Below are 24818 nucleotides of genomic sequence, written 5' to 3' on the forward strand. Positions count from 1 at the left end.
TATCATATTATTGTAATACCTACAGTTCTCGAGGGTTTTTGTTTAAATTATTAAAAAATACAAATATTAATAGAGAAATCTTCATGGTAAGATAAATAGAAATTTGAACATTAGGTTGCACTGATTCCCATATAAATCTATAATCATTTTGTAAAGTCAAATAGAAAAGGAAGGTCAAGATATGAAGACTAAAACAATATTCACTAGATTATTATCAGGTTTTATGGCTGCAGCTTTGGCTATATCTGTTCCTGCAAAGGCAGTTCATGCAGATGCCTATAAAGTTGTAACCTTAGGTGGAGACCTGACTGATCAGCAAAAGAAGGATATGCTTAATTATTTTGGAGTTGATGCAAAGACTGCAAATGTAATTACAGTTAATATTGATGAGGAAAGAAAGTATTTAGCAGCTTCAGTAAGCAGCGATAAGATTGGAACAAAATCTATTTCTTGTTCTTATGTGGAGCCAACTACAAGCGGCGGCTTAAATGTGTCCACTAACAATGTATATTGGGTAGATAGTAATATGATAAAAAATGCTCTTATTACAGCTGGAATAACCAATGCAAATGTAAAGGTATCAGCACCATTTAATGTATCTGGTACTGCTGCACTTACTGGAATTATAAAAGGCTTCGAAAACAGCAGCAAGGGTACTAAAATCGATGAAAATAAAAAGGAAGCAGCTAATCAAGAGCTTGCAACAACAGCAGCATTAGGAGATAAAATAGGTAAGGATCAGGCTTCAAAAGTTATAAATGATATAAAAACACAGGTAGTAAAAGATAAACCTAAAGATGAAGCAGCAGTAAAAAATATAGTTCAAAATGTGGTAAAGAATTATAATTTGAACCTAAGCAGTGATGATATTGATAAAATTACGAAGCTCATGAATAAAATAAATGGCTTGAATTTAAATTTTTCAGATATAAAGGATCAGTTAAGTCAAGTTTCAAATCAGTTAAAAGGTGTCTTAACTAGTGAGCAAGCACAGGGCTTTTTCGCTAAGCTAATTTCTGCAATTAAAAGCTTTTTTTCAAAAATCTTTGGTTAATACTGTTTTATAAAACACGCTGTGATTAGCTTTAACTACTAATTCACAGCGCTTTTTATTGAAAGGGATAGTTAATTCTTATGGAGAAAACTACGAATTACAGGAAGTGGAGGAAATATAGTGAACTAAAAATTACGTAAACTTTAATTGAAAGGGATTAGTTCAGTTGGTATCCCTTTTGCTTTTACAATATTTTGATAATCTGAAAAGATAGGTATATTGAAACCATATGCTTTAATCTCGTATTTTCTATTAACCTCCATTGCCCAATATAAATCAGCTGAATTATATTTCATTTCAATAAAATTGTTCTTGATTCTAAATACTCTAATTTGACCATTATTAGTTACAGCATAAATAAAATACTCATTAGTATTTTTATGAGTTATTATTCGTTTATTTGTAATGGTTACTTCATAGGTATCTCTAAAAAAATGAGGAATGAGCATAATTACAAACACTATTATAAAAACAGCAAATATAAGTTTTATTATCCTTGCTTTTAAATAATTATTTTTTCTAAATTTATTATATCTAAAAATATTAGCAATATTTCTTGGCATATTAACTCCTTATTTTAGATAAATTGATTCTCTTATATACTTATTCTTAAAGTTTAGATATTAGTAGGTTGTAAATATAAATAATTTTTAATATATGAAATGAATAAATCCATGGCTAGCCATGGATTTTATTTATTTTATATTAATTGGATAATAGTTTAATTAGAAAATCTGCTATATCCTTTGCTACATTTGAGAGAGCATATTCTTTTTGTGCAGCCTTTATTTGATTCAATCCTTTTGCGTTATTTTCAAGAAGGCTTGCTATAGTCTTTTTTATATCTCTCGCACTATAGCAAACTACAGCTAGATTATGCTTTTCAGCAAATTCTGGGTTACCCTGCTCTTGTCCTGGCAAGGCACCCGTAATTACAAGGGGAATATTGCAGGAGATAGCTTCCATCATGACATTGGGGCTACCTCTAGTAAAGGCTATATCTGATGCTAACATTAAATCTTGAATGTCTTTGGTAAAGCCATAGATCTCAACTCTGTTTTCATATTTTTCAACTAGGGACTGTTCTAGTCTCTTTCTTAAAGCCATGTTGCGGCCTGCCACAATTTTCACTGTACAATTAAAGTTTTCAAGGAGTATTTTTGCTATTCTACTCATATTACCTACACCTTCTCCACCGCTCATAATTAAGCATTTCAGAGGGTTATTTATATCGTAGGCAGTATCTTCGGAGTTTAATTTTCTAGTGAATCTTGAACGTACAGGGAAGCCTAAAACTTTAATTTTGTCTGGTGAAACTCCATATTCAATGCATTTCACCTTGGCTTCTTCAGTTGGGCTAATAATATAATCAACTCTTGGGTCTGCCCAAAGCGGGTATATACTTACTAGGTCTGCAATAAGGGTAACAAAAGGTATATGTATTTCATTCTGCTCTAATACATCGAGAACAGAACCGTTAAAATTAGGATGAACAGATAAAATTAAATCAGGCTTTGTTTTTTCTATTAAATTAAGTAGATTGTCTTTTATAGCCATTTCAACTATTTCGTTTACAATTGAAGGCGTTTTAGAAGAAAGCTCCCAAATAAATTTCCATAAATCCTTTGAGGTTCTTGTTATAGGTCCATAGGATTTTCCAATAGAAAGCAAGGGTCTGCCTCCCAGAGAAAAACCATCTACCACATGAACCTTAACTGAATCATCCTTTGGGAAAAATTCGCTTATGCTTTCTGTAATACTTTTATGTCCGTGGCCAGTAAAATCCGAAGAAATAATTAATATATTCTTGCTCATAATGTTATTAGATCGTTCCTTTCAAATAATAATTAAGTCAGGATTATTTTTATGTTGTCCATAATATGCTAAATTATTTATAAAGGGATCGTATATATTAAGTTATAATTGCAGACTGCAATAAATCGACTTAAATATATCATTTCTGAGGAAGTATGTATATATTAAACAAAATATTTAATGTAAATTTAATGATTTTGGGGTATTATGTAGAAGATTATCAAAAGATAATGATATACTTCTAAGTTTTAAGGGTTAGGAAGAAAAATACTTAAAATTTGCTTGATAATATAAAAATCTCTTAAGGGGGCACAGAAACTTTGAATAAGACTAATTTTAAGACAGGTTATACAATATTTGTTTTCGTAGCTTTAGCAGCCTTTGACAATATAATTATAGGGCTTTTTCCACCGTTATTCTCTTCAATTGCAAATTCCTTGCACGTACAGGTATCTGCCCTAGGACTGGCTTCAGGTGTAAACATATTGGTTACATCCATATCCTCTATAATATGGGGGTATCTTGCGGGAAAATTTAATCGTAAAATACTAATAATTACTGGAACAGTTATTTGGTCCATAGCTGTATATTTTACATCTATTAGCAGCAGCTATGCTCAGCTTTTTATATTTCAAATTTTCACTGGTATAGGCCTTGGCTGCATTGCGTCAATTGGTTTTAGCGTTTTGACAGATTATATTCCACATAAGTCTAGAGGTATGCTTTTAAGCCTTTGGGGAATGTCACAGGGACTTGGAGGAATTGCAGGTGCTATTACTGCTTCACTTATTGCACCAACCTTAGGCTGGAGGAAGCCCTTTGAAATAGTCAGTATAATAGGGCTTTTACTGATAATATTGTATTTATTTATAAAGGAGCCTGCCTTAGGAGAGTCTGAGCCTGAGCTGGAAGAGCTGATTAAGAGTGGTTATGAATACAACTATAATATAGAATTTAAGCAGCTGCATGATATTGTGCTAAAGGATAGTAATATTTTTTTATTTCTACAGGCATTTTTTTTCAATATAGCAATTGGGACTTTAATATGGCTTCCAACCTTATATATTTCTAAAATTCAGCATCAAGGCTATAGTCTTAATACATCAATTGTTGCATCAGGCTACTTATTTGCCATATTTCAGCTTGGAGGCATGAGTTCCGCATATTTCGGCCATCTTGGTGATAAATATCAAAGGAAGACCTACAAAGGAAGGGCTATAATAACAGCTGCTTTTACCTTTATTATGGTGCCCCTTTATATTTTAATGTTTTTAATACCTATGAATAATCTTCAATTGCCTAATAATAGTAATGCTATATTGATACTGTTTGCTTTAATAAAGCAGATAATTGTAAACCCATGGATGACAGGGTTATTTATAATATCCTTTCTGGCAAGTGCGGCTCAATCGGCAAATACCCCAAACTGGCTGGCTCTAATAACAGATGTAAACTTGCCGGAACACAGGGGTACGGCCTTTAGCATTGCTAATCTAGCTAATGGTTTAGGTAGAACCATTGGAAACTCCGGGGTAGGAATTTTACTAATCATGGTCTCCTCCTATAAAGCAGAACCACAGAATTATATAATTACACTGGCGATTTTCCAATTGCTGCTTATTCCTTCTTCAATATGTTATATAATGATGGCGAAACGCAATGTAGAAGATATTATAGAGGTTAAATCCATTCTTAAAAAACGAGGAAATATTGCTTAGCAGCTAAGTAATTTGATAATACAAACCCTGTGAGAAAGTATTCATTGTATAGCAGTTACTTTGCAATTGTGTTAAAATGTGAATTATTGATTATTTATAAACTGAACGTCAGAGAATAAGCAGAGATGGAAGGAAAAGTGGAGGTATTATGAAAAAACGAGAGAGAATTGAAACAGCCTTATTATATGGAGTTTTCATTTGTTATATAATCTTTTTAATTAAGCTATTGTTCTTATCAAGGGTTTCACTTTTGGAGCTGTTTAATAGCCAAAGGACATTAGATAGGTCAATTAATATCATTCCTTTTCATAGTATAAAGGAATATATATTTAGCAGCTCATCCACTATAAAAAGATTTGCTTTTAGTAATTTGGTTGGCAATATCCTTATTTTTATTCCCCTTGGTATATATTTGCCATTACTCAAAAAGGATAAAAGAGTAATTACCAATCTGCTGCTTATTTTTATAGTGAGTTTATTTGTTGAAATCATTCAGGGGCTTTTAGGTGTCGGAGCATCGGACATTGATGACATAATTTTAAATTGTTTGGGCGGATTAGTTGGTATTTTAGGGTATAAGTTTTTATTGCTACTATTACGAGATGAGAAAAAAGTACGTACTACAATCACAATACTATCTGCTGTGATAGGATTACCTGCGCTATTATTTTTATTATTCATGGTGAGATTGAGGCTTTAATATCTTTATTGTATATTCAAGAATATATCCTACATAAAAAGAACGTAGAAATTAAGCATAAGCTACAGTAAGTTTCTTGTACAAAATAATAATTAATAATTTAATAAAGTTAGCGAAAGTAAATATATGGTATAATATCTTTGCAGCTGCAAATGGAATAGTTCAAAGAATGAAAGCTACTTTTATTTTAATGTCGAATAATAGAATGGAGTGATTATATGTCAAGAGCAAATGACAGAGATATTGTAAGACTTCAGTATAATTCAGACAAAAATTTATATGCTAGACAAGCTTTGCATAAAGGTTTCAGCACAAATAAATATGGTTGGGAAAGTTGGGTATTTGATCAATATATGTTTAAGCCAAATGATATTGTTATTGAATTTGGCTGCGGGAATGGAACTACATGGGCAAGTAATAGAAATAAGCTGCCAAAGGATATTAAGGTAACTCTTACAGATTTATCTGAAGGTATGTTAAGTACGGCAAAGGATAATCTATTAGGAATTGAACAAATAGATTATTCTATTATGGACATACAAAACATTAAATATGAAGACAGCTCCTTTAATTGTGCTATTGCCAATCATATGCTTTACCATGTACAAAATAGAGATTTAGCATTAAGTGAGATTGCAAGGATACTTAAATCAAATGGAGTTTTTTATGCTACTACTAATAGCGGCTATAACATGAAAGGACTTAAAGATTTAATTATGAATTTTGATTCTCGACTTGATTATACGTCTTTTTCTGTTGCAAATGAATTCGGATTAGAAAATGGAGCTAAGCAGCTATCTAAACACTTTGATTCAGTTGAAAAGCTAGTTTATGAAGATTCTCTCCATGTAACAGAGGCAAAGCCTTTAGCAGATTATGTACTGTCGCTTGAAGGTCATGTAAACATACAGGATATAATGACAGAGAACAGGATAAAAGACTTTTATGAATACATAAATAATATAATATTAAGAGAAGGAAGCATTGATATACCTAAAGTAAGTGGAATGTTTATAGCTAAGAAACCTAAAAAACTGGCATAGCCTTTATAAATAGAGCGTAGTCCCTTGGACTGCGCTCTATCTGTATTCTAATAACTGATATAACAATGCTATTTTATGCTGCAGCTTCATAACAAAACTCCTTTTGATTGTATATTTACAAAATAATACTAAATTCTAATGTGCTATCTGAAGAGTTCTTTAATCTTAGAGCTGGACTAGCAGGCATTATCTTACAGAAATTCATAAACTACCATGTAAAAGCTGCTCTTATTATTGAAGAAGAAGTAAAGCTTAATGAGAGATTTAAGGAAATGATTCTGGAGTCTAATAAGGGAAAAGATTTTAGAACCTTTAAGAATATCAATGATGCTAAAGCTTGGATTTTAAGTTAAAAATAACCCGCAAGAATCATCATCTAATTTGACGTGCTTGCGGGTGTATGAACCTTTGCCTTTCTTATTTTTTTCAATTCCTGTTCCCCTTGAAATTTCACTTGAATTAAATTTCCGACAATTAAGGTTAACCTTATTGACATCGATGGAAAAGCTTAAGTTCTTAGTGATTTTCTGCTTTGATTTTTTCATAAACCTCATCTCCTAACTATCTATTTATATTATATTATGATAAATTTTAATAAAATTCAATAGCTGCAAATAAAATAGCTCTAACAGAAGCTGTTAGAGCTATTTTATTTAGCATTTAATATTCTCCTTTGATTACGAAAAACGAACCTCTAATTGTTCCAGCTAGTTTAGACTTTTGCCTAGCAAACTTAAACTTACCTTCTAACTCCTTTGGTATCTCCATACCCTCAGAAAGCTTTAAACCAACTGCTCGCCTCGATGGATCATCAACCGTATACATGACGTTAATAGCAAGGCCGTCCTCGTAAAATACGTAGGCAAATTTGATATTTTCCACTTGAAACCGAGAGGTTTCTAAAGGCTTTGCCGCGAATTCAATATTACGTTCTTTCAAAATTTGATTTACATAATCAAGAGTTTCTTGGCTTTCACTAGCCGGTACAACAGTAAATTCATGCTTATATTTGTTCATATAGTAGCGAGCTTCATTAGCACGTAAACCTGCAAGCGCTTCTGCAGCAGGTGAAGACTCTAAGCCTACAGTAGATACATTTTTAAAATCAACAATATAGGACATTTCTTTCCTCCTTTTAGTCGGAACACGGGGTAATTTAACCCACTCGCTCCGCTCATAAATTACCCGTTAAAGTCCATTTAGGACTTTAACCTCCTTTTATTTCCTTACAACAGGAATCCATATTTCACCAAAAACTAAGCCATTTCGCTGACCCATCTCTACAGCTGCATTTGGGCCGCCAACATAGGCAAAATTACTTGCTGCTGGCAGCACTTGACCAAAGGCAATGCCAGCAAGTATATTATTTAATTCTTGGGATGTTTTTCCTTCACCTTTAACAACTAGGTATTCGCTTTTAGGAAATTGTATAACTCTAGCTTCTTCTGGTGCCGATGCCTCTGTCATGACGCCAGCATAGTGCATCATTTTATTATTTACCGCTTCATTAACAGCAAAAACGTAGTCATTTGCAGCTAAGGCTTTTAAAGTATCAAGCCTTCCATCTTGCCTTACAGATAGCCAAAAATCTGCCTTCTCCCTATTTAAGCCTGCGAAATCAGTGTAATGGCTCTTAAGCTCGGTTCCAAAACCTACGATTTTAAAGCTTTCTTTTTCTTCTAGAGTATAATTTGCCATATTCAAAACCTTCCTTTTTTTAAAATTAGTCAAATTACTTTATATTCTTCACTTGATAAGTATATAATATTCTTAAATCGTGTCATAAAATGATACTGTTTAGGAGGGCACCGTGAAAAAAGTTGAACGAATTAATATAATCATGAGGTATATTAACAATCGGGCACATTTTACAATTTCAGAAATTATGCAAGAATTTAATATCTCTCGTTCCACAGCTATTAGAGATATCAGAGAAATTGAGGATATGGGAATGCCATTTGTGGCTGAAGTTGGAAGGGATGGGGGTTATTTTGTCATGCACAACTCTGTTCTGCCTGATGTCCGCTTCACTGATAATGAGGTCAAAGCACTATTTATTGCCTTTATGGCTACAAGGAATCAGCAGCTTCCTTATCTAAAAAGCCGTCAATCATTAGCTGAAAAATTACTAGGGCTCATCTCTGAAAACCAGCAGGATGATCTTGTGCTTTTAAACCAAATCTTGCTTTTTGAGGGGACCAACCCTAATAATCCGGACCTACTTGAGCTTTCAGACCTTCCTCATCCAATGTTAGAAAAACTCATTGAAATCCTTCTTATGGATAGGTATTTATTAATTACCATGAAAGAAGGGGAGGTAATAAAGCCTTACCCAATTTATCTCCTGCATCTTTATCATGAAAAAAGCCTTTGGATTATTGAAGGTTTAGACTTAAAGGAAGAAAAGAAAAAGATTTTTGACATGGATCAAATCATAGATGTGAAACCTTACGATGTAAAAAAAAGATTAAGTAGGAAAAAGATATTAGAAGAGCTAAGTAAGAGGGAAGAGATTATTAACCTTGTTCTTGAACTTGGACCAAAAGCAATTGCCCAGTTTAAAAAGTATCATCCTCTAAAAGTTTCAATTTCCTATACGAATCCTTACCAAACCACAGCTATTTTAAAGACTTTTATCAATGTTAATGACAGGTGTGAATTGGCCGAAATAACAAACTGGCTGCTTTTTCTAGGTGAGGATATCAAAGTTAGGGAAGTGCCTAAAGAAGTCTTAGAAGGTTTAAGAGATATTGTATATGCATTTAAGCTAAATTATAATTAATTATATAAATCTAATATTAATTATCATAAACTCAATAATGGAATAAAATATATAAATTCACAATATGGTTAGGAGAAAAATTATGACAAGAAAATATAATTTATATCAAATTGATTCATTTACAAAGGATAAATTTACTGGAAATCCAGCGGGAGTAATAACAAATGCAGATGGGTTATCTAATTCTGAAATGCAGAAAATTGCTAGGGAGCTTAATAATTCCGAGACTGCCTTTATATTTTCTTCAGATAACAAAGAGTATGACGTGCATTTACGTTTCTTTACTCCAACAAATGAAGTGCCTATTTGTGGGCATGCTACCATAGCTGCCCATTATATCCGAGCTATTGAAAATCAGCTTAATACCTCAAGAGTTTATCATAAAACAGGTGCAGGAATTCTACCTGTAGATATAATAAGGGAAAATGAAGATTATAAAATTGTTATGACACAGGGTAAAGTTGAATTTGGTAACATTATTGATGGCATAAATAAAGAAGAACTCTTAAAAGCACTTAATTTAAAAAATAGTGATTTACTAGAAAACTATAAAATTCAGATTGTATCAACGGGTCATTCTAAGGTTATGATTGGTATAAAAAATATAGAAACTTTAAATAGATTGCACCCTAATTATGATGCTCTTTCCAATCTAAGTAAGAGTATTGGATGTAATGGATACTATGTTTTCACCAATGATTCGAAGGATAATGATATTTTAATACATGGTAGAATGTTTGCACCAGCAATAGGCATCAATGAAGACCCTGTAACTGGTAATGCAAATGGTCCTTTAGGTGCATATTTAGTCCACCATAATCTTGTTAAACGCAATAATTCTTTGTTTAAATTTAAAGCTAAGCAGGGTGAAGCTATAAAACGATCTGGAATTATTGAAGTCGAGGTTAAAATAGAAGATAAAGAACCGGTTGAAATTAAGGTTTCTGGAAATGCGGTGATTGTATTCAAGACTGAAATAACTATATGATACGCTTCCTTGAAAGTTAAGGAAATAACTTCCCATATAATCAATTATTAAGTAGTCTATGATCTTTGTAATCATGGGCTTTTTTATTGGTGATTTTATTCCATAAGTTGTATGATTTATATATTAAAGTAATTATGATTTGTAAATTATTACGGTCTAATTTAGAAAAAAATTGGATAATATTGAAGTCCATATCCAATATAGGTATGGACTTCGTTTATCAAGATATTTATTCAATAAGTATATAATGTACTATATTTTGGCCTTATAATCAGGCTAAAAAGATTTATAATTTTTTTATAGTATTGGGAACCTAAGGATTATTTTATAGGTCTAATTAGTAGATAAATATTTAAAATTATATTGATAAACGTTTGGGGGAAGGAAATGGATTATATTGAACTGGTTAAAGCTGCCAAAAAAGGGGACAGCAAATCATTCTCTAAATTAATAAAACTCTTTGAAAAGGATATGTATAGAGTGGCAAAAGCAATAATGGGGAATGATGATGATGCACTTGATTGTATTCAAGAAGCGGTTTTAAGAGCATTCAAAGGTATACGGAATTTATCAAAGGAAGAATACTTCAAAACATGGATAATTAAAATTCTAATTAATTGCTGCAATAACCTTATTTCTGATAGGCAAAAAACAACATCTTACATAGATTGTTTAAGTAGTGAGGCTGAAATTGAAGATATAAAAATAGATAAAATTGAAATTGATGAGGCTTTACAGAAGCTTGGAGAAGAAATGAAGCTCCCTATTATTCTTTTCTACTTTGAGGATATGAGCATATGTGATATAGCTGAAAGCTTAAGAATTCCCGAAGGTACTGTAAAATCAAGATTATCAAGGGCAAGAGCTAAGTTGAAACAATTATTAGATTATAAGGAGAGAGGTGTTATATAGTATGGATAAAAACTCTGATTTCGAAATAAAAAACTTTCTAAACTCTAATGAAAATTTAGAGGTTCCAGAAGAAATTTCAAATGGCATTAATAAAGTATTAAATAAGATAGAAAAAAGGCAAAAATTTAAGAGATGGATGAGGGGTGGCTCAATAGCAGCGTCTATATTAATAGCAATAACCATTGGCTTGGGAACAGCGTTTCCAGCTTTAGCTGAGCAAGCAGCAGCTATTTCTAGAATCCTTGGTAAGGAGTCTCTTTTTAACAAAGTATTTCAGAATAGTGCAAACAAAACTGATATAAGTAATGTACAGAATAATTCTATAGCTGTAGGTCAAACTTCCACTGATAACGGTATTTCTGTATCAATGAAAGAAATTGCTTATGATGGCACAGCATTATATGCTGTATACCAGGTAAAAAGTGATATTCCACATAATAGCAAGTTCAGAATCGTGGGTAATATAAGTATAGACGGCGAAACTACAGATTTTGTTGGCGACAACGTGATTGCAACACAAATTATTGATAACAATACAGTGCAGTTTGTAGAAATGTTTCTTATTAGTGGTGAAGAAAAGCTAGCGGATAAGTTTAATGTTTCAATTAAGTTTACGGAATTGGAATGGAGGAAAGGTAATTGGTCATTTAATATGACTCTTGATAAAAATGAACTGGCAAAGGATTCAAAACTCACAGATTTAAATAAAGTGGTTAATTTCAGTTCGGGGAAAGCAAATGTACGTAGATTAGCTCAATCATCTACCTTTGCAACCCTTACAGTAGACTATGATAACTTTAATCCTACTAATATAGATTATAATAACTTTTCATTGATAGATAATAATGGAACTGAACTTCAGCAAACAATGTATGAAATAAAAAAAGGAGAAAAGACAGAAGTTATAACTGTATACAATGTATCAAAGGATACAATCATAAAAAAGGTTGTAGCAAATCAAAAAATAATTGAATATTATTATCCCCAAGAATACAAAAACTTTACATATGTTAATTTAAATACTAACTTTCCTAAAACTGTAACAATAGGTCCTGGCAAAGAAATAACAATAAATAGTATTAGCTTAAAAGAAACTTATTCAACAATTCCACCTAGTGAAAGTAGTAAATACAAATATTATGTATTTACTATAACTGCAAAGGATTTATCTATTCAGGATTATGTTGATAAAGGAGGAATAACTATATATCATAAGGACAAGGCTAAGACTAAGCCTGATGCCTATGGCGCTGCAGCGGCTTATGTTGTAGGTAAAAACACATATGAAATTAGATTTTTAGGAGATGCATCAAAACAAACTACAAATTGTGTTTTAGCATTTGCTACATACGATGAAGTATTAGAACAAAGAGCTGAAATTGATATAAAATAATTAAAAATCAATGATACTACAAATAACGTGAGCTATTCAGTAATTTTCTTTAATGGTGGGCAATTGTAATATATTTAAAAAGTGCAATAAGATAAAAAATACTTTTTTAATTTCAGTTGGCGTAAGTCTGATTATAGAAGTAATACAATTAATATTTTATTTAGGAGCATGTGATATTGATGACTTAATCCTTAATATTTTAGGCTCACTTTTGGGCTTCGGTATATATTATTTGATTAAATATTTCACTAAAATAAACGTTGTAGATGTTTTATAATAATCATATATAGTGAATAAACGTAATCAAAGACAAACTATGGGAACTCTATATAGTTCCCTTTAAAAATACTAAATCAATTGTTAAGCAGTCTGTGATCATAATGATCATAGGCTTTTTTATTGGCGTTTTATTCCATAAGTTGTATAATTTATATATTAAAGTAATTACAACTTTTAGCAAAATATGTACTAAAGAAAGCTTTAATGTATAGGAGGTGGTTGTATGAATGAAGGTGACATTTGTGACATTACAGATATTTTATTATTAAACATTAAAAGGAGATGTTTTCATGAGTTACAACCCCGAAATACCAAGAAATCGTTATGACAATTATGGCGACAGAGAGTGGACTAGGCTTGAAAGGGACGCACAGGGAGAACTTTTATATCATGTTCATTTAGATATTTTAAAGAGATATATAAAACCATCGGATTGCGTATTTGAGATTGGAGCAGGGTCTGGCAGATATACGAAAGATATTGTAAATATGTGCAAAGAACTTACTGTTGCCGATATATCATCTCATCAAATTGGATTTAATAAAGAAAAGATGAAAGAATTATCATTGTACAATCGTATTAAAGATTTTCTCATATTAGATATAGTTAATATGCCAACCATTGAAAATGAATCATTTGATTGCGTAGTTTGCATAGGAGGTGTTATTAACTATTTGTTAGAAAAGGAACTAACCGGGATAGAAGAAATGCTTAGAGTATTAAGACCGGGAGGCAAACTGGTTATCGGAGTCATGAGTTTCATAGGTTCATCATTATTTTGTTTAGATGGTATCAATGAGGAAAAAAACTTATTTGGAATTGAAGCAACTAAATGGTTATTTGATACAGGGGTTCAAGATGAAGAACATTATCCAGTCCCAAGTAAGCACTATGTGCATATGATGAGAAGTTCTGAAATGGATACTCTCTTTTCAAATTTTCCAGTAAAAGTTGTAGAAAAAAGTTCGGCAGGTTTATTTTCTCAATCAAGAAATGACGCATTAGAAATTTCAAGACAAGATAAAGAGTTATGGGAGCTTATTGTTAAGCAAGAGATTGAATTTACAAAGTTACCAGGAACTCTTGACTGCGGAATGAATATAATTTATGTAGTAGAGAAAGCCCATTAAATTGCTTCTTTAACAGCTACTAATAAAATTTACCATTAGTGTTGACATTTACCTATTACAATTGTAAAATTAAATTATAATTACAAATGTAATCGGAATGAGGAGTGAGAAGATGCCTGAAACACCAAGAATATCAGATGCAGAATGGGAAGTTATGAAAATCATATGGAGTAATCCAAATATAACAGCCAATAAAATAGTTGAGAATCTTGAAGATAATGCAGAATGGAAGCCAAGCACTATAAAGAGTCTTATTAATAGGCTGCTTAAGAAGCAGGCAATTGGCTTTAAGAAGGTCGGTAAGGAATACTTTTATTATACTCTTGTGTTGGAAGAAGATTGTATTAAAGCTGAAAGCGAATCTTTTGTTAAGAAGGTATTTGATGGTTCCATAAACTCTATGATATTAAATTTTGTGAAGTCTAATAAGCTCTCTGAAAATGATATTGCAGAACTAAGACAGATATTGGATAAATCACAGGAGTAGGATGAAACCATATGAATAATATAAGTATAACAGATTGGATATTAGAAGCCACATTAGCAGGCAGTTTACTTGTAATAATTATAATGCTTGTAAAAAAAGCATTAGGGAAAAAGCTTAGTGTCACTGCTCATTATTATATATGGCTCCTCCTTATTATTAAGTTAATAATGCCATTCGGACCTGAAAGCAAAATTAGCATATATAATGTTATAAATCCTTCCTACATCTCTAATGCTTATGAAAATACATATAAAAAAACACCCGAGGCTCTTATAAATAATGGAGATGAGATTTATTCAGATAAAACTACCAATAATAATTTAGAATTTAAAAGCATCGAAAGAAAAGACACCACACCTACCCAAAATATATCCTATATCAAAATTGATTACAAGAAAATCTTTATTATCATTTGGGTTGTTGGAGCAGCCTTAGCCTTTGCACATACAATTGCAGGTTTAATAAAAATAAAGAAAATTATCTTAAGCAGCGCAAAAGATAATGAAAAAGTAAATAGCATATTAGAGGAAGCTAAGAGAATTGTAGATATTAAGCAAAAAATACAGCTAGGTTTTACAGATCAAATAAGCAGCCCATCATTGTTTGGCATTCTAAACCCCATAATTATAATTCCAAATATAATTGCAATGAATCTTACTGAGAAGGAATTGAAATACGTTTTTATTCATGAGCTATGCCATATTAAGAGGAAAGACATTATTATTTCTTGGCTTAGGGCTATATTTAAAACCATACATTGGTTTAATCCATTAATAGTTTTTGGGTTAAGCACTATGGAAAAGGACTGTGAAATGTTCTGTGATAATACAGTACTGTCCTACTTGGATAATTCAGAAAATAAAGCTTATGGAAATACTATTATAAATGTTTTGCAATTAGTGAATAGACCTATGTGGCTTCCAGGAGGTACTCCTATTATAATGAAGAAAAATGATTTAAAGAGGAGGATAAAAATGATATCGAACTACGGAAAGATATCCATTGGTTCAATATTTATAGGAATAGTGATCATTTTGATAGTCGCGACTGTGGGGTTAACTAATAAAATTGCAAAGATTGATGCTTCTAATAGTGCTCTAAATAACGCGAGCAGTGAAGCTAAAAAAAATATTAATGTTATGTCAACTAAATCACTTTCTATTACATTAACAGATAATATGGATGAGATTAACAAACTTAAAGGAAATTCATTTTTCACTAATTCGTGTCCTTATATAGTTAGCGCTGATGATATTAAGAGTATAACTAATGAGCTAAAAAACTTAAATGCAGTTAAAATATCTGTAAATGGAGAACAGATAAGTGACAGTAGCGAAATAAGTGCAGTTGCTCAATTCATTAAAATAAATGGTAATAAGTACAAATCTCCATTTGTTATTAAGGCTATATGGAATAAGAATATTCCATTAGATAGTTTATTAAAAGATAATAGTGATGTAAATAAGTTAAAATCACGTGGAATAGGCGTTAAAATAGGAGAAAGTATAGATTCAAGAGAAACCCAAGTTTTAGAAACTGACAAGCCAGTTGAAGTGTATAAAAACTCAGGGATAATCTTAAATTTGCATCGAAATGATAAAACTTCAACTGTATTTGCTGGTAAAAGAGAAATGAATTCTTTAATTAAACTACTTTCATTAGATACTACGAAAGAAATATACATTAATGATCAGTTAATAACCAATAAAACTGTATTTGAGGATACTCCAGAGCCAGGATATATTCTAGTAGACGGTAGAAAAGTGTCAACCAAAGAAACTATAAGTATCAAGGCTGTAGGTAACAAGGATGAATTATTTAATAAGCTGAGCTTTCCGGGTAATCTTCAATCTGAAGAAAAGTTTAAATTTTACGACATTAATTACAAGGTGTTTGGTGATAACGGAAATATAACTAAGGACATTAATTAAAATATTCATAATCGAGCCGAGAGAAAAACTTATTAATCTATTGAGAGTTTTAAAAAGATCTAATCTTAAGTGGATGTTCAAGCAATTAATGGCGTAAATACCCGAGTAAATGCTACATAATAAATGGTAAAAGGAATGTGGGATATAATGAATAAAAAAAGAGTGCTATATATTTTATTAGGAATGCTGTTACTTTTCATCGTAATAGCTACTATTTATCTTTCAGCCTTTATTCAACCAAAAATAGATTTTACAGCAGAGATTAATACAGTAAGTAATGAGGATTATACAAGGATACTAAATAATGCACAGGTAATGTACCCTAATAAGGATATTGAAAGATTTAAGCATATAAACATAGAAATAAAAGTTACCGCACCATTAGGAGTAAGGAATAATATAAAAATAGAAAGAGATATTCTCCAACAATATCTAAAAGACAACAAGAAAATACAGATACTCGGTGGGGGTTCTCTAGAATATGGAAATGGAAAAGAATACGCTGAAAATATTGAAATATACTTAATCGACTTATCTGTTGATGAATTAAGAAATGAATTAGAAGATTTTAGATATAAAGTTACATGGAAAGACATTTGGGATAGACCAAATGATAAAGTTTTTTATTTAAGAGACTATTTAAAGCTGAAATAATAAACAATATTCATATATTGTAAAGCAATAAAAAGGTGCTAAATTCAATAGATTTAGCACCTTTTAATTTGTGAAGACATATATCAGTACATATAAAGTATTAGTTTTCAAATACTTAATTTGAAGTTGTTTTAGCCAATAGCTTGTATTAAAATATAAAGTGGAAATTAAAGATTATTTTTTGTAACTTGGTTATTAAATGATAAATTATAGTTAAATCAATGCAAAGGAAGCGAATATTCTATGACATCACGAAAACGTAATATGGATATGTGTAGTGGTCCGCTATTTAATAAGATATTGATCTTTGCTCTGCCCATCATGGCAATGTATATCCTTCAGTTGATGTTCAATACTGCTGATATGGTAGTCGTAGGACGTTTCTCTGGAAGCAAGGCGCTGGCGGCTGTTGGCGCAACAGGTTCACTCATTAACCTCATCATTACCTTATTTATGGGTTTATCAGTAGGAACTACCGTAATTGTGGCTCAAGACTTCGGTGCTAATAATCGAGAGGCTGTAAGCAGGTCTGTTCACACTTCAATAGCTGTAAGTATAATCGGTGGACTGATTGTTATGGTGGTGGGTATTGTTTTTTGTAGACCCTTGCTAAGTATGATGGGTACACCAGAAGATATTATAAGCCTCTCAGTTTTGTATATGAAAATTTACTTCATTAGCACACCTGCTACAATGGTATATAACTTCGCTGCTGCCATTCTTCGTGCTGCAAGTGATAGCCGCCGTCCAATGTACTACCTCATCATTACTGGTACATTACACGTGATATTTAATCTGTTCTTTGTGATAGTGCTGCATATGAATGTAGCAGGAGTGGCATCTGCCACAGTCATTTCTGAGTATTTATCTGCCTTGCTTATTATGATGTGTCTGTACAGGTGCGACGGTGCAATACGATTCATACCTCAGAAGATGCATATTGATAGAACTAAACTGAAAGACATTGTTAGGATTGGCCTACCTGCAGGTATGCAAGGACTTTTATTCTCTATTTCCAATGTTCTTATCCAATCAGCAGTCAATTCCTTCGGCTCCACTATGGTAGCAGCAAGTGCCGCTGCAGGAAATGTGGAAAATTATATAGGTACCACAATGAATGCCTATTATAACGCGGCCATTGCTTTTACTGGACAGAACATGGGTGCGAAAAAGTATGATAGAATTGACACAATAGCAAAGGTGAGCACGGTATTAATTTTCGCCACATGGATTCTCTTGGGCGGTGCCATATTGCTTTTGGGAAGGCCCCTGCTTGGAATCTACACCTCAGACCCTGAGGTAATTAAACTGGGAATATTGAGATTAAATATTATGATAGCTGCATTCTTCACCTGTGGAATTATGAATGTATATCCGGGACTTACCCGCGGAATGGGTTATTCTATTCTGCCTATGCTTTGCACTCTGGTAGGTGCATGTATTATGCGAATTGTTTGGCTGGCTACAATCTTTACTTGGCATCCTACAGAAATTATGCTTTTTCTCTGCTATCCCGTTACTTGGGCCTTGGCTGGCCTTGGTCAGGTTATTATATACTTATATGCACGTCGTCAGATTCGTAAGCCTATAGTGCAAGCGGCTAAGGCTGTTGGTATATAAGGCGGTATAACTATATTAATGATTATTCTAATCAAAAAATGCTTTTATAATTGACTAATAAATTCACTATTTATATAATTGCTATAATAAGTAATAGATTGGAGGTTTTATAATGTCAGCAATATATGAAGATTTATATCAGTTCTCAAGTTATGTTCCAGCTATTGACCTTTCCTTTCATCAGTATTTATTAATGGGAGAGGAGCCAATGCTCATACATACAGGAAGTGTTCAGGCGGCAGAAGCTTTACTCCCGCAGTTAAAAGAGGTTTTAGGTGAAAGAAAATTAAAATATATATTTGTATCTCATTTCGAATCAGATGAGTGCGGCGGCCTTGCTTATGTACTAAAGCATTTTCCAGATGCAGTTACCATATGCTCAAGAGAAACTGCAAATCAGTTAAGAGGCTTTGGAATTATTAATAATGCTGTAGCAAAGGCACCTGGAGAAAAAATTATTTGTAAGGACTCTGAATTTGAATTCATTGGATATCCTTCAGAAGTTCATCTATGGGAAGGCTTGCTGCTTATAGAAAACAAGCGTGGAATATTCTTTAGCAGTGATTTAGTATTCGAATTTGGGAAAGCATCTGGAATAGTTAAGGAGGGAAGCTGGCAAAGTGAAGTTGAGAATATAACAGCTTTTCAAGTGCCAGATAAAGAAGCAAAAGCAAAACTTCAAGAGACATTATTAAAATTTAAGCCTAAGTTTGTGGCAGCTGGACATGGTACATGTATGAAGTTTTAATATTTTGGAATTTGTTGATAAAACGTGAGATAGAAAAGCCATTGTGAATTACACAATGGCTTTTTTCATATAAGTGATCTCTTTTTAGTAATAAAATTAAATTGATAGGCATGAAAGTCTAACATAGATCTTCATGCCTTTTTTGTATTCAATTCTTCTTTTTAATAAAGGCAATTACATTTCCTTTATCTTTACTTATATTAATTAGTACATTCTTAGATTTCTCACACCATGATTTTATATCATCATGAAAACCTGGGTCAGAAGAGGTTACTTTAAGAATTTCACCTGCTCTTAAGTCATCCATAGATGCCTTTACTTGTACAAGTGGACCAGGGCAGCAAAGACCGCAAACATCTATACTTTTATCGTAATTTGAAGTGTCAATTGCTGCTTCTGCTATTACTCGTTGTGTGTCTTGATCTATGATTTGTTTTTTAGAATTAATACTTTCTTCTTTCTGATGTTTTGGTACATAGTTTATGGCTGATAGGCTCTTATATCCACCAGTTACATTTTTAACCCTATATCCATTTTCTGAAAGAATTCTAGCAGCAACATAGCCCCTTAAACCAACTTGACAGTACTCAATTATTTCTTTATCTTTATCTAATTCATTTAGTCTTTCTCTTAAATTATCAACAGGAATATTTAAGGCTCCTTCAATGTGACCATTATTATATTCCATTTCAGTACGCACATCTAAAAGAATAGTGCTTTCTTTATCATAATTTAAAAACTCTTCAGGAGTAATAACATCCATTTTGCCTGTAATGACATTTTCGGCTACAAAACCTGCCATATTGACTGGATCCTTTGCTGAGGAGAATGGTGGAGCATAACTTAGTTCAAGTTCTGTAAGGTCAAAAACAGTTCCTCCAAGTCTTATAGCTGAAGCAATAACATCAATTCGCTTGTCAACGCCATCATAACCTATTGCTTGAGCACCTAATATTTTGCCATCATTATTAAATAATAATTTTAATGATAGTGATAGAGCTGCAGGATAATAGGAAGCATGAGAAACTGGATGAATAGTAATTGCTTTATAAGGTATATTAAATCTTTTTAGGGTTCTTTCATTATTTCCAGTACTTGCTGCCGTTAATCCGAAAACTTTAATAATTGATGTGCCTTGAGTACCTTTATAGATTGTATCTAACCCAGCAATATTGTTTGCAGCAATTCTTCCCTGTTTATTTGCTGGACCAGCTAGTGGTATAGTAGCATTTTGCTTATTAATAAAATCTACTACTTCAATAGCATCACCAACTGCATAAATATTTTCAAAATTTGTCTGCAATTTATTGTTAACTAATATATGGCCTCTAGCTCCAAGCTCAATCCCACTTTCTCTTAAAAAGCTTGTGTCAGGGGCAACTCCAATTGCTAAAATAACTAAATCTGCAGTGATTTTTTTATTACTGCTTAAATTAATTTCGACATTTTTATCAGTATCTATAAATGATTTTACACCATCATTTATAATAAGCTCTATACCATTTTCCGTAAGTTCTTTTTCAGCAATAACTACCATGTCTGAATCAAAAGGTGCAAGTATGTGAGGCGCAGCTTCCACTAAGGTAACCTTAAGACCTCTTTCTTTTAAGTTCTCTGCCATTTCAATTCCTACGAATCCGCCGCCTATAACCACAACATTATTGATGTCCTTCTTATCAACTAAGGCCTTTATTCTATCTGTATCAGGAATATTTCTTAAAGTTAATATTTTATCGCTATTTATACCTTCAATATTTGGTTTAATTGCCTTTGCACCAGGAGATAAAACCAAGTAGTCGTAGCTTTCCTCATAGGTTCCTTTATCTTTAGAGTTTACTTTAACAATCTTTTTAGAAGGGTCAACACCTACAATTTCACTATTTATTCTTACATCTATATTAAATCTATCATGCATACCCTCAGGTGTCTGTACTAAAAGTTTATCCCTGTCTTTAATTGTTTCACCTATATAATAAGGTAAACCACAATTAGCAAAAGATATATATTCATCTCTCTCAAACATTACAATTTCAGCATTTTCATCTAATCTTCTTAAACGAGCAGCAGCAGAGGCACCACCTGCAACACCGCCAACAATTAATATTTTTTTACTCATAGAAATTCCTCCCTTTATAACGGTAAATTAATCACATTAGTATATAAGTATATTATTATATAATAATGTTTTTGTCAATATAGAATTAATATTACCAATGTCTAATGATTTTACTTTTCCTCAAGCTTTTCTTTTGCAGTCTCAACTTCAAAGCCATCTACAAAGTTCTTTACGTCCTTTAACTTTGTGGATTCTGGAACTGTAGCAGGAATTTTTTATGCACTTGTCTTTTTCTCGGACAATTCTTGAAGGGCTAAGCTTAGAGAAGATGCCGTACACAGCACCCATAGGGCAAAGATATTTACAGAAGAATCTGTCGTAGAGCATTGAACCTATTATTGTAACAGCTAATAATATTAAACCTATTAAATATTCACTAGATAATGATTGCCAGCCAGCTGATATATGCCCATAAGCTGCCCATGGATCATATGGATCTGCCCATAAGCCTGCAGTTTTCCATGCAAATATTATTGTAATAACTAGCGCAACATATTTTATATATCTTAAAGGTTTGTCTACCTTTGAAGGAATAACAAATCTTTTATGAAAGATTTTACTTCCTATAAGTGAAAAAAGTTCTTGTAGTGTTCCAAAGAGACATATATATAATATTTGTAATTAATGATAGAAATTTGGGGGAAGTGTGATAGATTTGTGAATACTTCTAGTAATGCAAAAAATAAAAACAGCCAGTGAAAAAAAGCTGGCTGACTAGAAAAATTATATTATATTACATACTTCTTAAGCGCTTAATTCTTTCCTCTGTTGGTGGATGTGTTGAAAACCAGTTTCGGCCCTCTGCAAAAGGGTTTGAAATATAGAGACCCATAAGCTCTTTCCCACCGAGAGCTTCCTTTTGCCTATCGTTTATTTCATATTCTGATATCTTTTCTAAAGCTGAGGCAAGACCTTCAGGATAGCCTGTAAGCTGTGCCGCTGTAGCATCAGCTTGAAATTCCCTTTGTCTTGAAATTGCAGATTGAATGAGAGAACTTATTATTGGAGCTAGTATTGCAAATATTAAAGAAAATATAAGTAAAATTGCTCCAATTCCACCATTGTCATTCTTACGATCTCTGCTATTTCTTCTTCCATAGCCTGAATAAAAACCCATCCTTAAGAATACCCTGCTAAGAATTATTAATACCCCTCCAAGGGCAACAACGATGGTAGAGGTACGTATATCACGATTCCTAACATGGGACATTTCGTGGGCAATTACGCCCTCAAGTTCTTCTCTGTTTAGTTTATTAAGTATTCCACTGGTAACAGCAACAGCAGCATTTGATTGCTTGTAGCCTGTTGCAAATGCGTTTGGTACATCTGTGTCAACAATATATACTTCTGGCATTGGAACTCCTGCTGAAATACTAATTCCCTCAACCGTATTCCATAAAAAGGGGTTATCTTCTTTTTCGATTTTTCTGGCATGTGCAAGAGACATAACCATGTTCTTACCTTGACTTATACATATTAAACAGTAGACTAAAGCTATTATCAAGGCAAACAGCAGGCCTCCTGACTCAGAACCCCACCAGCTGCCAATTGCTAAACCTATTAATGATAAAATAGCTACAAATATTATTAATAAAATAATAGTTTTACGATCATTCCTGCGTATTTGTTCTTCAAGCAGCATTTTAATCATTCTCCTTACTAGAACTGAACTTTTGGAACTTCTTTTTCCTCTTCTTTTACTTCAAAATAGACATTCTTCTGGAATCCAAAGATACCAGCTATAATATTGCTTGGAAACACTTCAACTTTTGTGTTGTATTGTCTTACAACCTCATTATAATGCTTCCTAGCATAGGCTATTTTATTTTCAGTACCAGAAAGCTCCTCCTGCAAAAGTAGAAAATTTTTGTTTGCTTTCAAATCAGGATATGCCTCTGAAACGGCAAAAAGTGACTTAAGACTTTGGCTTATCATATTATTTGCATCTATTGCTTCTTCTTTATTTCCGCTTATAAGCATACTTCGTGCCTGCACTATTTCAGTAAGCACCTTTTCCTCGTATTTCATGTATCCTTTAACTGTCTCAATAAGGTTTGGTATTAGATCGTATCTTCTCTTTAATAGCGTGTCTATTTGAGACCATGACTCATTTACATAGTTTCTTAGTCTTACAAGACTGTTATATCCACCTATTAAGTAAAGTATTATAAGTGCTACTATAATGATTATTGCATATTGCATATTAATCCCTCCATTTTGTTTATCTAAAAATTTCTTTTAGAATAGTATCAATAATATATGATGAAAGTGAAACAACTATGTTGAATTTGTTAATAATGTGTAAATTAATATGCTGCTCCAAAGTTACATTCTAAGCTTTGATTGCCCATCGTAATTTAGCACAGCTTGCACGGCTATTAGCACGACATTCTTCAGCTGATGGACGAATTGGCTCCTTTGCTATTTCCGAATAAATGCCTTCACGAAAAAAGTATTGGAAAGATTTTTTAACTCGGCGATCTTCTCCTGAATGAAAGGTTAGTATGGCAACACGCCCACCTTTAGCAAGCACATTAGGAAGTTTTTCTAAAAATTCATCAAGCACTTCAAACTCATTATTCACATCAATTCTGAGGGCTTGAAAGGTTCTCTGGCAGGATTTTTTTATATCATTCTCTTTGATTTTTGGAACATATTTCAGAGCATCTTTGATGATATTTCGGAGGCCAGTTGTTGTCGTTATATCAATTCCTTTTTTTATGCTAGACAGTATAGCGCGGGCGATTACTGCTGCATGAGGCTCGTCTGCATTTTCTATTAACATATCCTCTATTTCAAATAGTGTCAGTTCTTTTAAAAGATCTGCTGCAGAGGTACCCGTTTTCGGATTAAGTCTTAAGTCCAATGGCCCTTCAGCCTTAAATGTAAACCCTCTTTCAGGATTGTCTATTTGCATAGAAGAAACACCTAAATCTGCCAATATAAAATTAAAGGACTCTGATTTGGATGTAATTTGATCTATATCAGAAAAGTTCATTTGCTTAATCTCTAAAATTTCGGGGCCATAACCCAAACGTTCTAGACGATCTCTGGTACGTGGCAATTCAAGAGGATCTACATCAATTGCATACAAGCGCCCCTTTGAATCTAAACATTTTAGCATCTCTAAAGTATGGCCGCCATACCCTAGGGTTGCATCTAAACCAATTTGGCCTGGTGTAATTTGTAGAAATTCTAATATTTCTTTCACGCAAATGGAAATATGCATACCCGCAGGAGTATTGCCCTTCTGAATAATCTTTGCAATATCATCAGCATATTTCTCTGGATTTAGTTCCTTATATTTTTCTTTATAATTCTTAGGATGAGTACCTTTATAACGAGTACGTCTTTGATGTTTGGACTCTTTCTTATCTAATATGTTATCTGGGCTCATTCTCTTCCCTCATTTATATATATTTTTGTATTCATTTTACGAGATATATGA

The 24818-nt window shown here is 32.5% G+C and carries 26 protein-coding genes; 16 read left to right on the top strand and 10 right to left on the bottom strand.

Annotated elements, in window-relative coordinates:
* The first annotated feature begins 181 nt into the window (after window positions 1-181).
* A complete protein-coding gene (locus ACJDUG_RS01290) occupies window positions 182-1054 on the top strand; it encodes a DUF1002 domain-containing protein (protein ID WP_406768064.1) in 873 nt (290 codons plus the stop codon).
* A gap of 143 nt (window positions 1055-1197) precedes the next feature.
* Here the strand turns inward: ACJDUG_RS01290 and ACJDUG_RS01295 are convergent, their stop codons facing one another.
* Window positions 1198-1617 (bottom strand): DUF1523 domain-containing protein, encoded by a 420-nt coding sequence (locus ACJDUG_RS01295; protein WP_406768065.1) that lies wholly within the window; start codon window positions 1615-1617, stop codon window positions 1198-1200.
* A gap of 142 nt (window positions 1618-1759) precedes the next feature.
* Window positions 1760-2869, bottom strand: coding sequence for an MGDG synthase family glycosyltransferase (locus ACJDUG_RS01300; RefSeq protein WP_406768066.1), 1110 nt, complete (start codon window positions 2867-2869; stop codon window positions 1760-1762).
* A gap of 320 nt (window positions 2870-3189) precedes the next feature.
* Between ACJDUG_RS01300 and ACJDUG_RS01305 the strand changes: the two genes are divergently transcribed.
* The 4 genes from ACJDUG_RS01305 (at window position 3190) to ACJDUG_RS01320 (ending at window position 6683) form a co-directional block, all read left to right on the top strand.
* Window positions 3190-4587 (top strand): MFS transporter, encoded by a 1398-nt coding sequence (locus ACJDUG_RS01305; RefSeq protein ID WP_406768067.1) that lies wholly within the window; start codon window positions 3190-3192, stop codon window positions 4585-4587.
* Between the two features lie 148 nt (window positions 4588-4735).
* A complete protein-coding gene (locus tag ACJDUG_RS01310) occupies window positions 4736-5287 on the top strand; it encodes a VanZ family protein (protein WP_406768068.1) in 552 nt (183 codons plus the stop codon).
* Between the two features lie 218 nt (window positions 5288-5505).
* Window positions 5506-6330 (top strand): class I SAM-dependent methyltransferase, encoded by an 825-nt coding sequence (locus ACJDUG_RS01315; protein ID WP_406768069.1) that lies wholly within the window; start codon window positions 5506-5508, stop codon window positions 6328-6330.
* Between the two features lie 107 nt (window positions 6331-6437).
* On the top strand, window positions 6438-6683 hold the full coding sequence (locus tag ACJDUG_RS01320; protein ID WP_406768070.1) for a DUF4180 domain-containing protein: 246 nt from the start codon (window positions 6438-6440) through the stop codon (window positions 6681-6683).
* On the opposite strand, the gene ACJDUG_RS01325 is transcribed toward ACJDUG_RS01320, so the two are convergent.
* From ACJDUG_RS01325 to ACJDUG_RS01335, 3 genes are all read right to left on the bottom strand, one after another.
* Window positions 6675-6875, bottom strand: a complete 201-nt coding sequence (locus ACJDUG_RS01325; RefSeq protein ID WP_406768071.1) for a hypothetical protein — start codon at window positions 6873-6875, stop codon at window positions 6675-6677. The two genes, ACJDUG_RS01320 and ACJDUG_RS01325, sit on opposite strands and share 9 nt — an antisense overlap.
* A 115-nt stretch (window positions 6876-6990) precedes the next feature.
* On the bottom strand, window positions 6991-7452 hold the full coding sequence (locus ACJDUG_RS01330; RefSeq protein WP_406768072.1) for a phage tail protein: 462 nt from the start codon (window positions 7450-7452) through the stop codon (window positions 6991-6993).
* 96 nt (window positions 7453-7548) lie between these two features.
* Window positions 7549-8028, bottom strand: coding sequence for a GyrI-like domain-containing protein (locus ACJDUG_RS01335; RefSeq protein ID WP_406768073.1), 480 nt, complete (start codon window positions 8026-8028; stop codon window positions 7549-7551).
* Between the two features lie 112 nt (window positions 8029-8140).
* On the opposite strand from ACJDUG_RS01335, the gene ACJDUG_RS01340 reads away from it, so the two are divergent.
* The 11 genes from ACJDUG_RS01340 to ACJDUG_RS01390 all read left to right on the top strand — a co-directional run bounded on the left by ACJDUG_RS01340 (window position 8141) and on the right by ACJDUG_RS01390 (window position 19254).
* The gene (locus ACJDUG_RS01340; protein ID WP_406768074.1) at window positions 8141-9112 is read left to right on the top strand and encodes a helix-turn-helix transcriptional regulator; all 972 of its coding nucleotides are present in this window, start codon (window positions 8141-8143) and stop codon (window positions 9110-9112) included.
* An 82-nt stretch (window positions 9113-9194) separates the two neighbouring features.
* Complete coding sequence (locus ACJDUG_RS01345) at window positions 9195-10100, top strand: PhzF family isomerase (RefSeq protein WP_406768075.1); 906 nt, start codon at window positions 9195-9197, stop codon at window positions 10098-10100.
* A gap of 387 nt (window positions 10101-10487) precedes the next feature.
* Window positions 10488-11012: an RNA polymerase sigma factor gene (locus ACJDUG_RS01350; RefSeq protein WP_406768076.1), complete on the top strand. Its 525-nt coding sequence runs from the start codon at window positions 10488-10490 to the stop codon at window positions 11010-11012.
* Between the two features lies 1 nt (window position 11013).
* Window positions 11014-12405 (top strand): DUF4179 domain-containing protein, encoded by a 1392-nt coding sequence (locus tag ACJDUG_RS01355; protein WP_406768077.1) that lies wholly within the window; start codon window positions 11014-11016, stop codon window positions 12403-12405.
* A gap of 52 nt (window positions 12406-12457) precedes the next feature.
* Window positions 12458-12682 carry a VanZ family protein gene (locus ACJDUG_RS01360; protein WP_406768078.1) on the top strand — a complete coding sequence of 75 codons (225 nt, stop codon included), beginning with the start codon at window positions 12458-12460 and terminating at the stop codon, window positions 12680-12682.
* 292 nt (window positions 12683-12974) lie between these two features.
* Window positions 12975-13814, top strand: a complete 840-nt coding sequence (locus ACJDUG_RS01365) for a class I SAM-dependent methyltransferase (protein WP_406768079.1) — start codon at window positions 12975-12977, stop codon at window positions 13812-13814.
* Between the two features lie 112 nt (window positions 13815-13926).
* The gene (locus ACJDUG_RS01370) at window positions 13927-14301 is read left to right on the top strand and encodes a BlaI/MecI/CopY family transcriptional regulator (protein WP_406768080.1); all 375 of its coding nucleotides are present in this window, start codon (window positions 13927-13929) and stop codon (window positions 14299-14301) included.
* A gap of 11 nt (window positions 14302-14312) precedes the next feature.
* On the top strand, window positions 14313-16232 hold the full coding sequence (locus ACJDUG_RS01375; protein ID WP_406768081.1) for a M56 family metallopeptidase: 1920 nt from the start codon (window positions 14313-14315) through the stop codon (window positions 16230-16232).
* Between the two features lie 147 nt (window positions 16233-16379).
* Entirely contained in the window at window positions 16380-16886 is a 507-nt protein-coding gene (locus tag ACJDUG_RS01380) for a hypothetical protein (protein ID WP_406768082.1), read from the top strand.
* A gap of 270 nt (window positions 16887-17156) precedes the next feature.
* Window positions 17157-18506: an MATE family efflux transporter gene (locus ACJDUG_RS01385; protein WP_406768681.1), complete on the top strand. Its 1350-nt coding sequence runs from the start codon at window positions 17157-17159 to the stop codon at window positions 18504-18506.
* 112 nt (window positions 18507-18618) lie between these two features.
* A complete protein-coding gene (locus ACJDUG_RS01390) occupies window positions 18619-19254 on the top strand; it encodes an oxygen-binding di-iron domain-containing protein (protein WP_406768083.1) in 636 nt (211 codons plus the stop codon).
* Between the two features lie 148 nt (window positions 19255-19402).
* On the opposite strand, the gene ACJDUG_RS01395 is transcribed toward ACJDUG_RS01390, so the two are convergent.
* The 5 genes from ACJDUG_RS01395 to rsmH all read right to left on the bottom strand — a co-directional run bounded on the left by ACJDUG_RS01395 (window position 19403) and on the right by rsmH (window position 24767).
* A complete protein-coding gene (locus ACJDUG_RS01395) occupies window positions 19403-21370 on the bottom strand; it encodes a CoA-disulfide reductase (protein ID WP_406768084.1) in 1968 nt (655 codons plus the stop codon).
* 147 nt (window positions 21371-21517) lie between these two features.
* Window positions 21518-21985, bottom strand: coding sequence for a 4Fe-4S binding protein (locus ACJDUG_RS01400; protein WP_406768682.1), 468 nt, complete (start codon window positions 21983-21985; stop codon window positions 21518-21520).
* A 118-nt stretch (window positions 21986-22103) separates the two neighbouring features.
* Complete coding sequence (gene htpX / locus ACJDUG_RS01405) at window positions 22104-23012, bottom strand: zinc metalloprotease HtpX (RefSeq protein WP_406768085.1); 909 nt, start codon at window positions 23010-23012, stop codon at window positions 22104-22106.
* A 17-nt stretch (window positions 23013-23029) separates the two neighbouring features.
* The gene (locus tag ACJDUG_RS01410) at window positions 23030-23572 is read right to left on the bottom strand and encodes a LemA family protein (RefSeq protein WP_406768086.1); all 543 of its coding nucleotides are present in this window, start codon (window positions 23570-23572) and stop codon (window positions 23030-23032) included.
* Window positions 23573-23702: 130 nt separating this feature from the next.
* Window positions 23703-24767, bottom strand: a complete 1065-nt coding sequence (gene rsmH / locus ACJDUG_RS01415) for a 16S rRNA (cytosine(1402)-N(4))-methyltransferase RsmH (protein ID WP_406768087.1) — start codon at window positions 24765-24767, stop codon at window positions 23703-23705.
* Window positions 24768-24818: the final 51 nt, after the last annotated feature.

The organism is Candidatus Clostridium stratigraminis, assembly GCF_045310675.1.
Lineage (GTDB): Bacteria > Bacillota > Clostridia > Clostridiales > Clostridiaceae > Clostridium_AT > Clostridium_AT stratigraminis.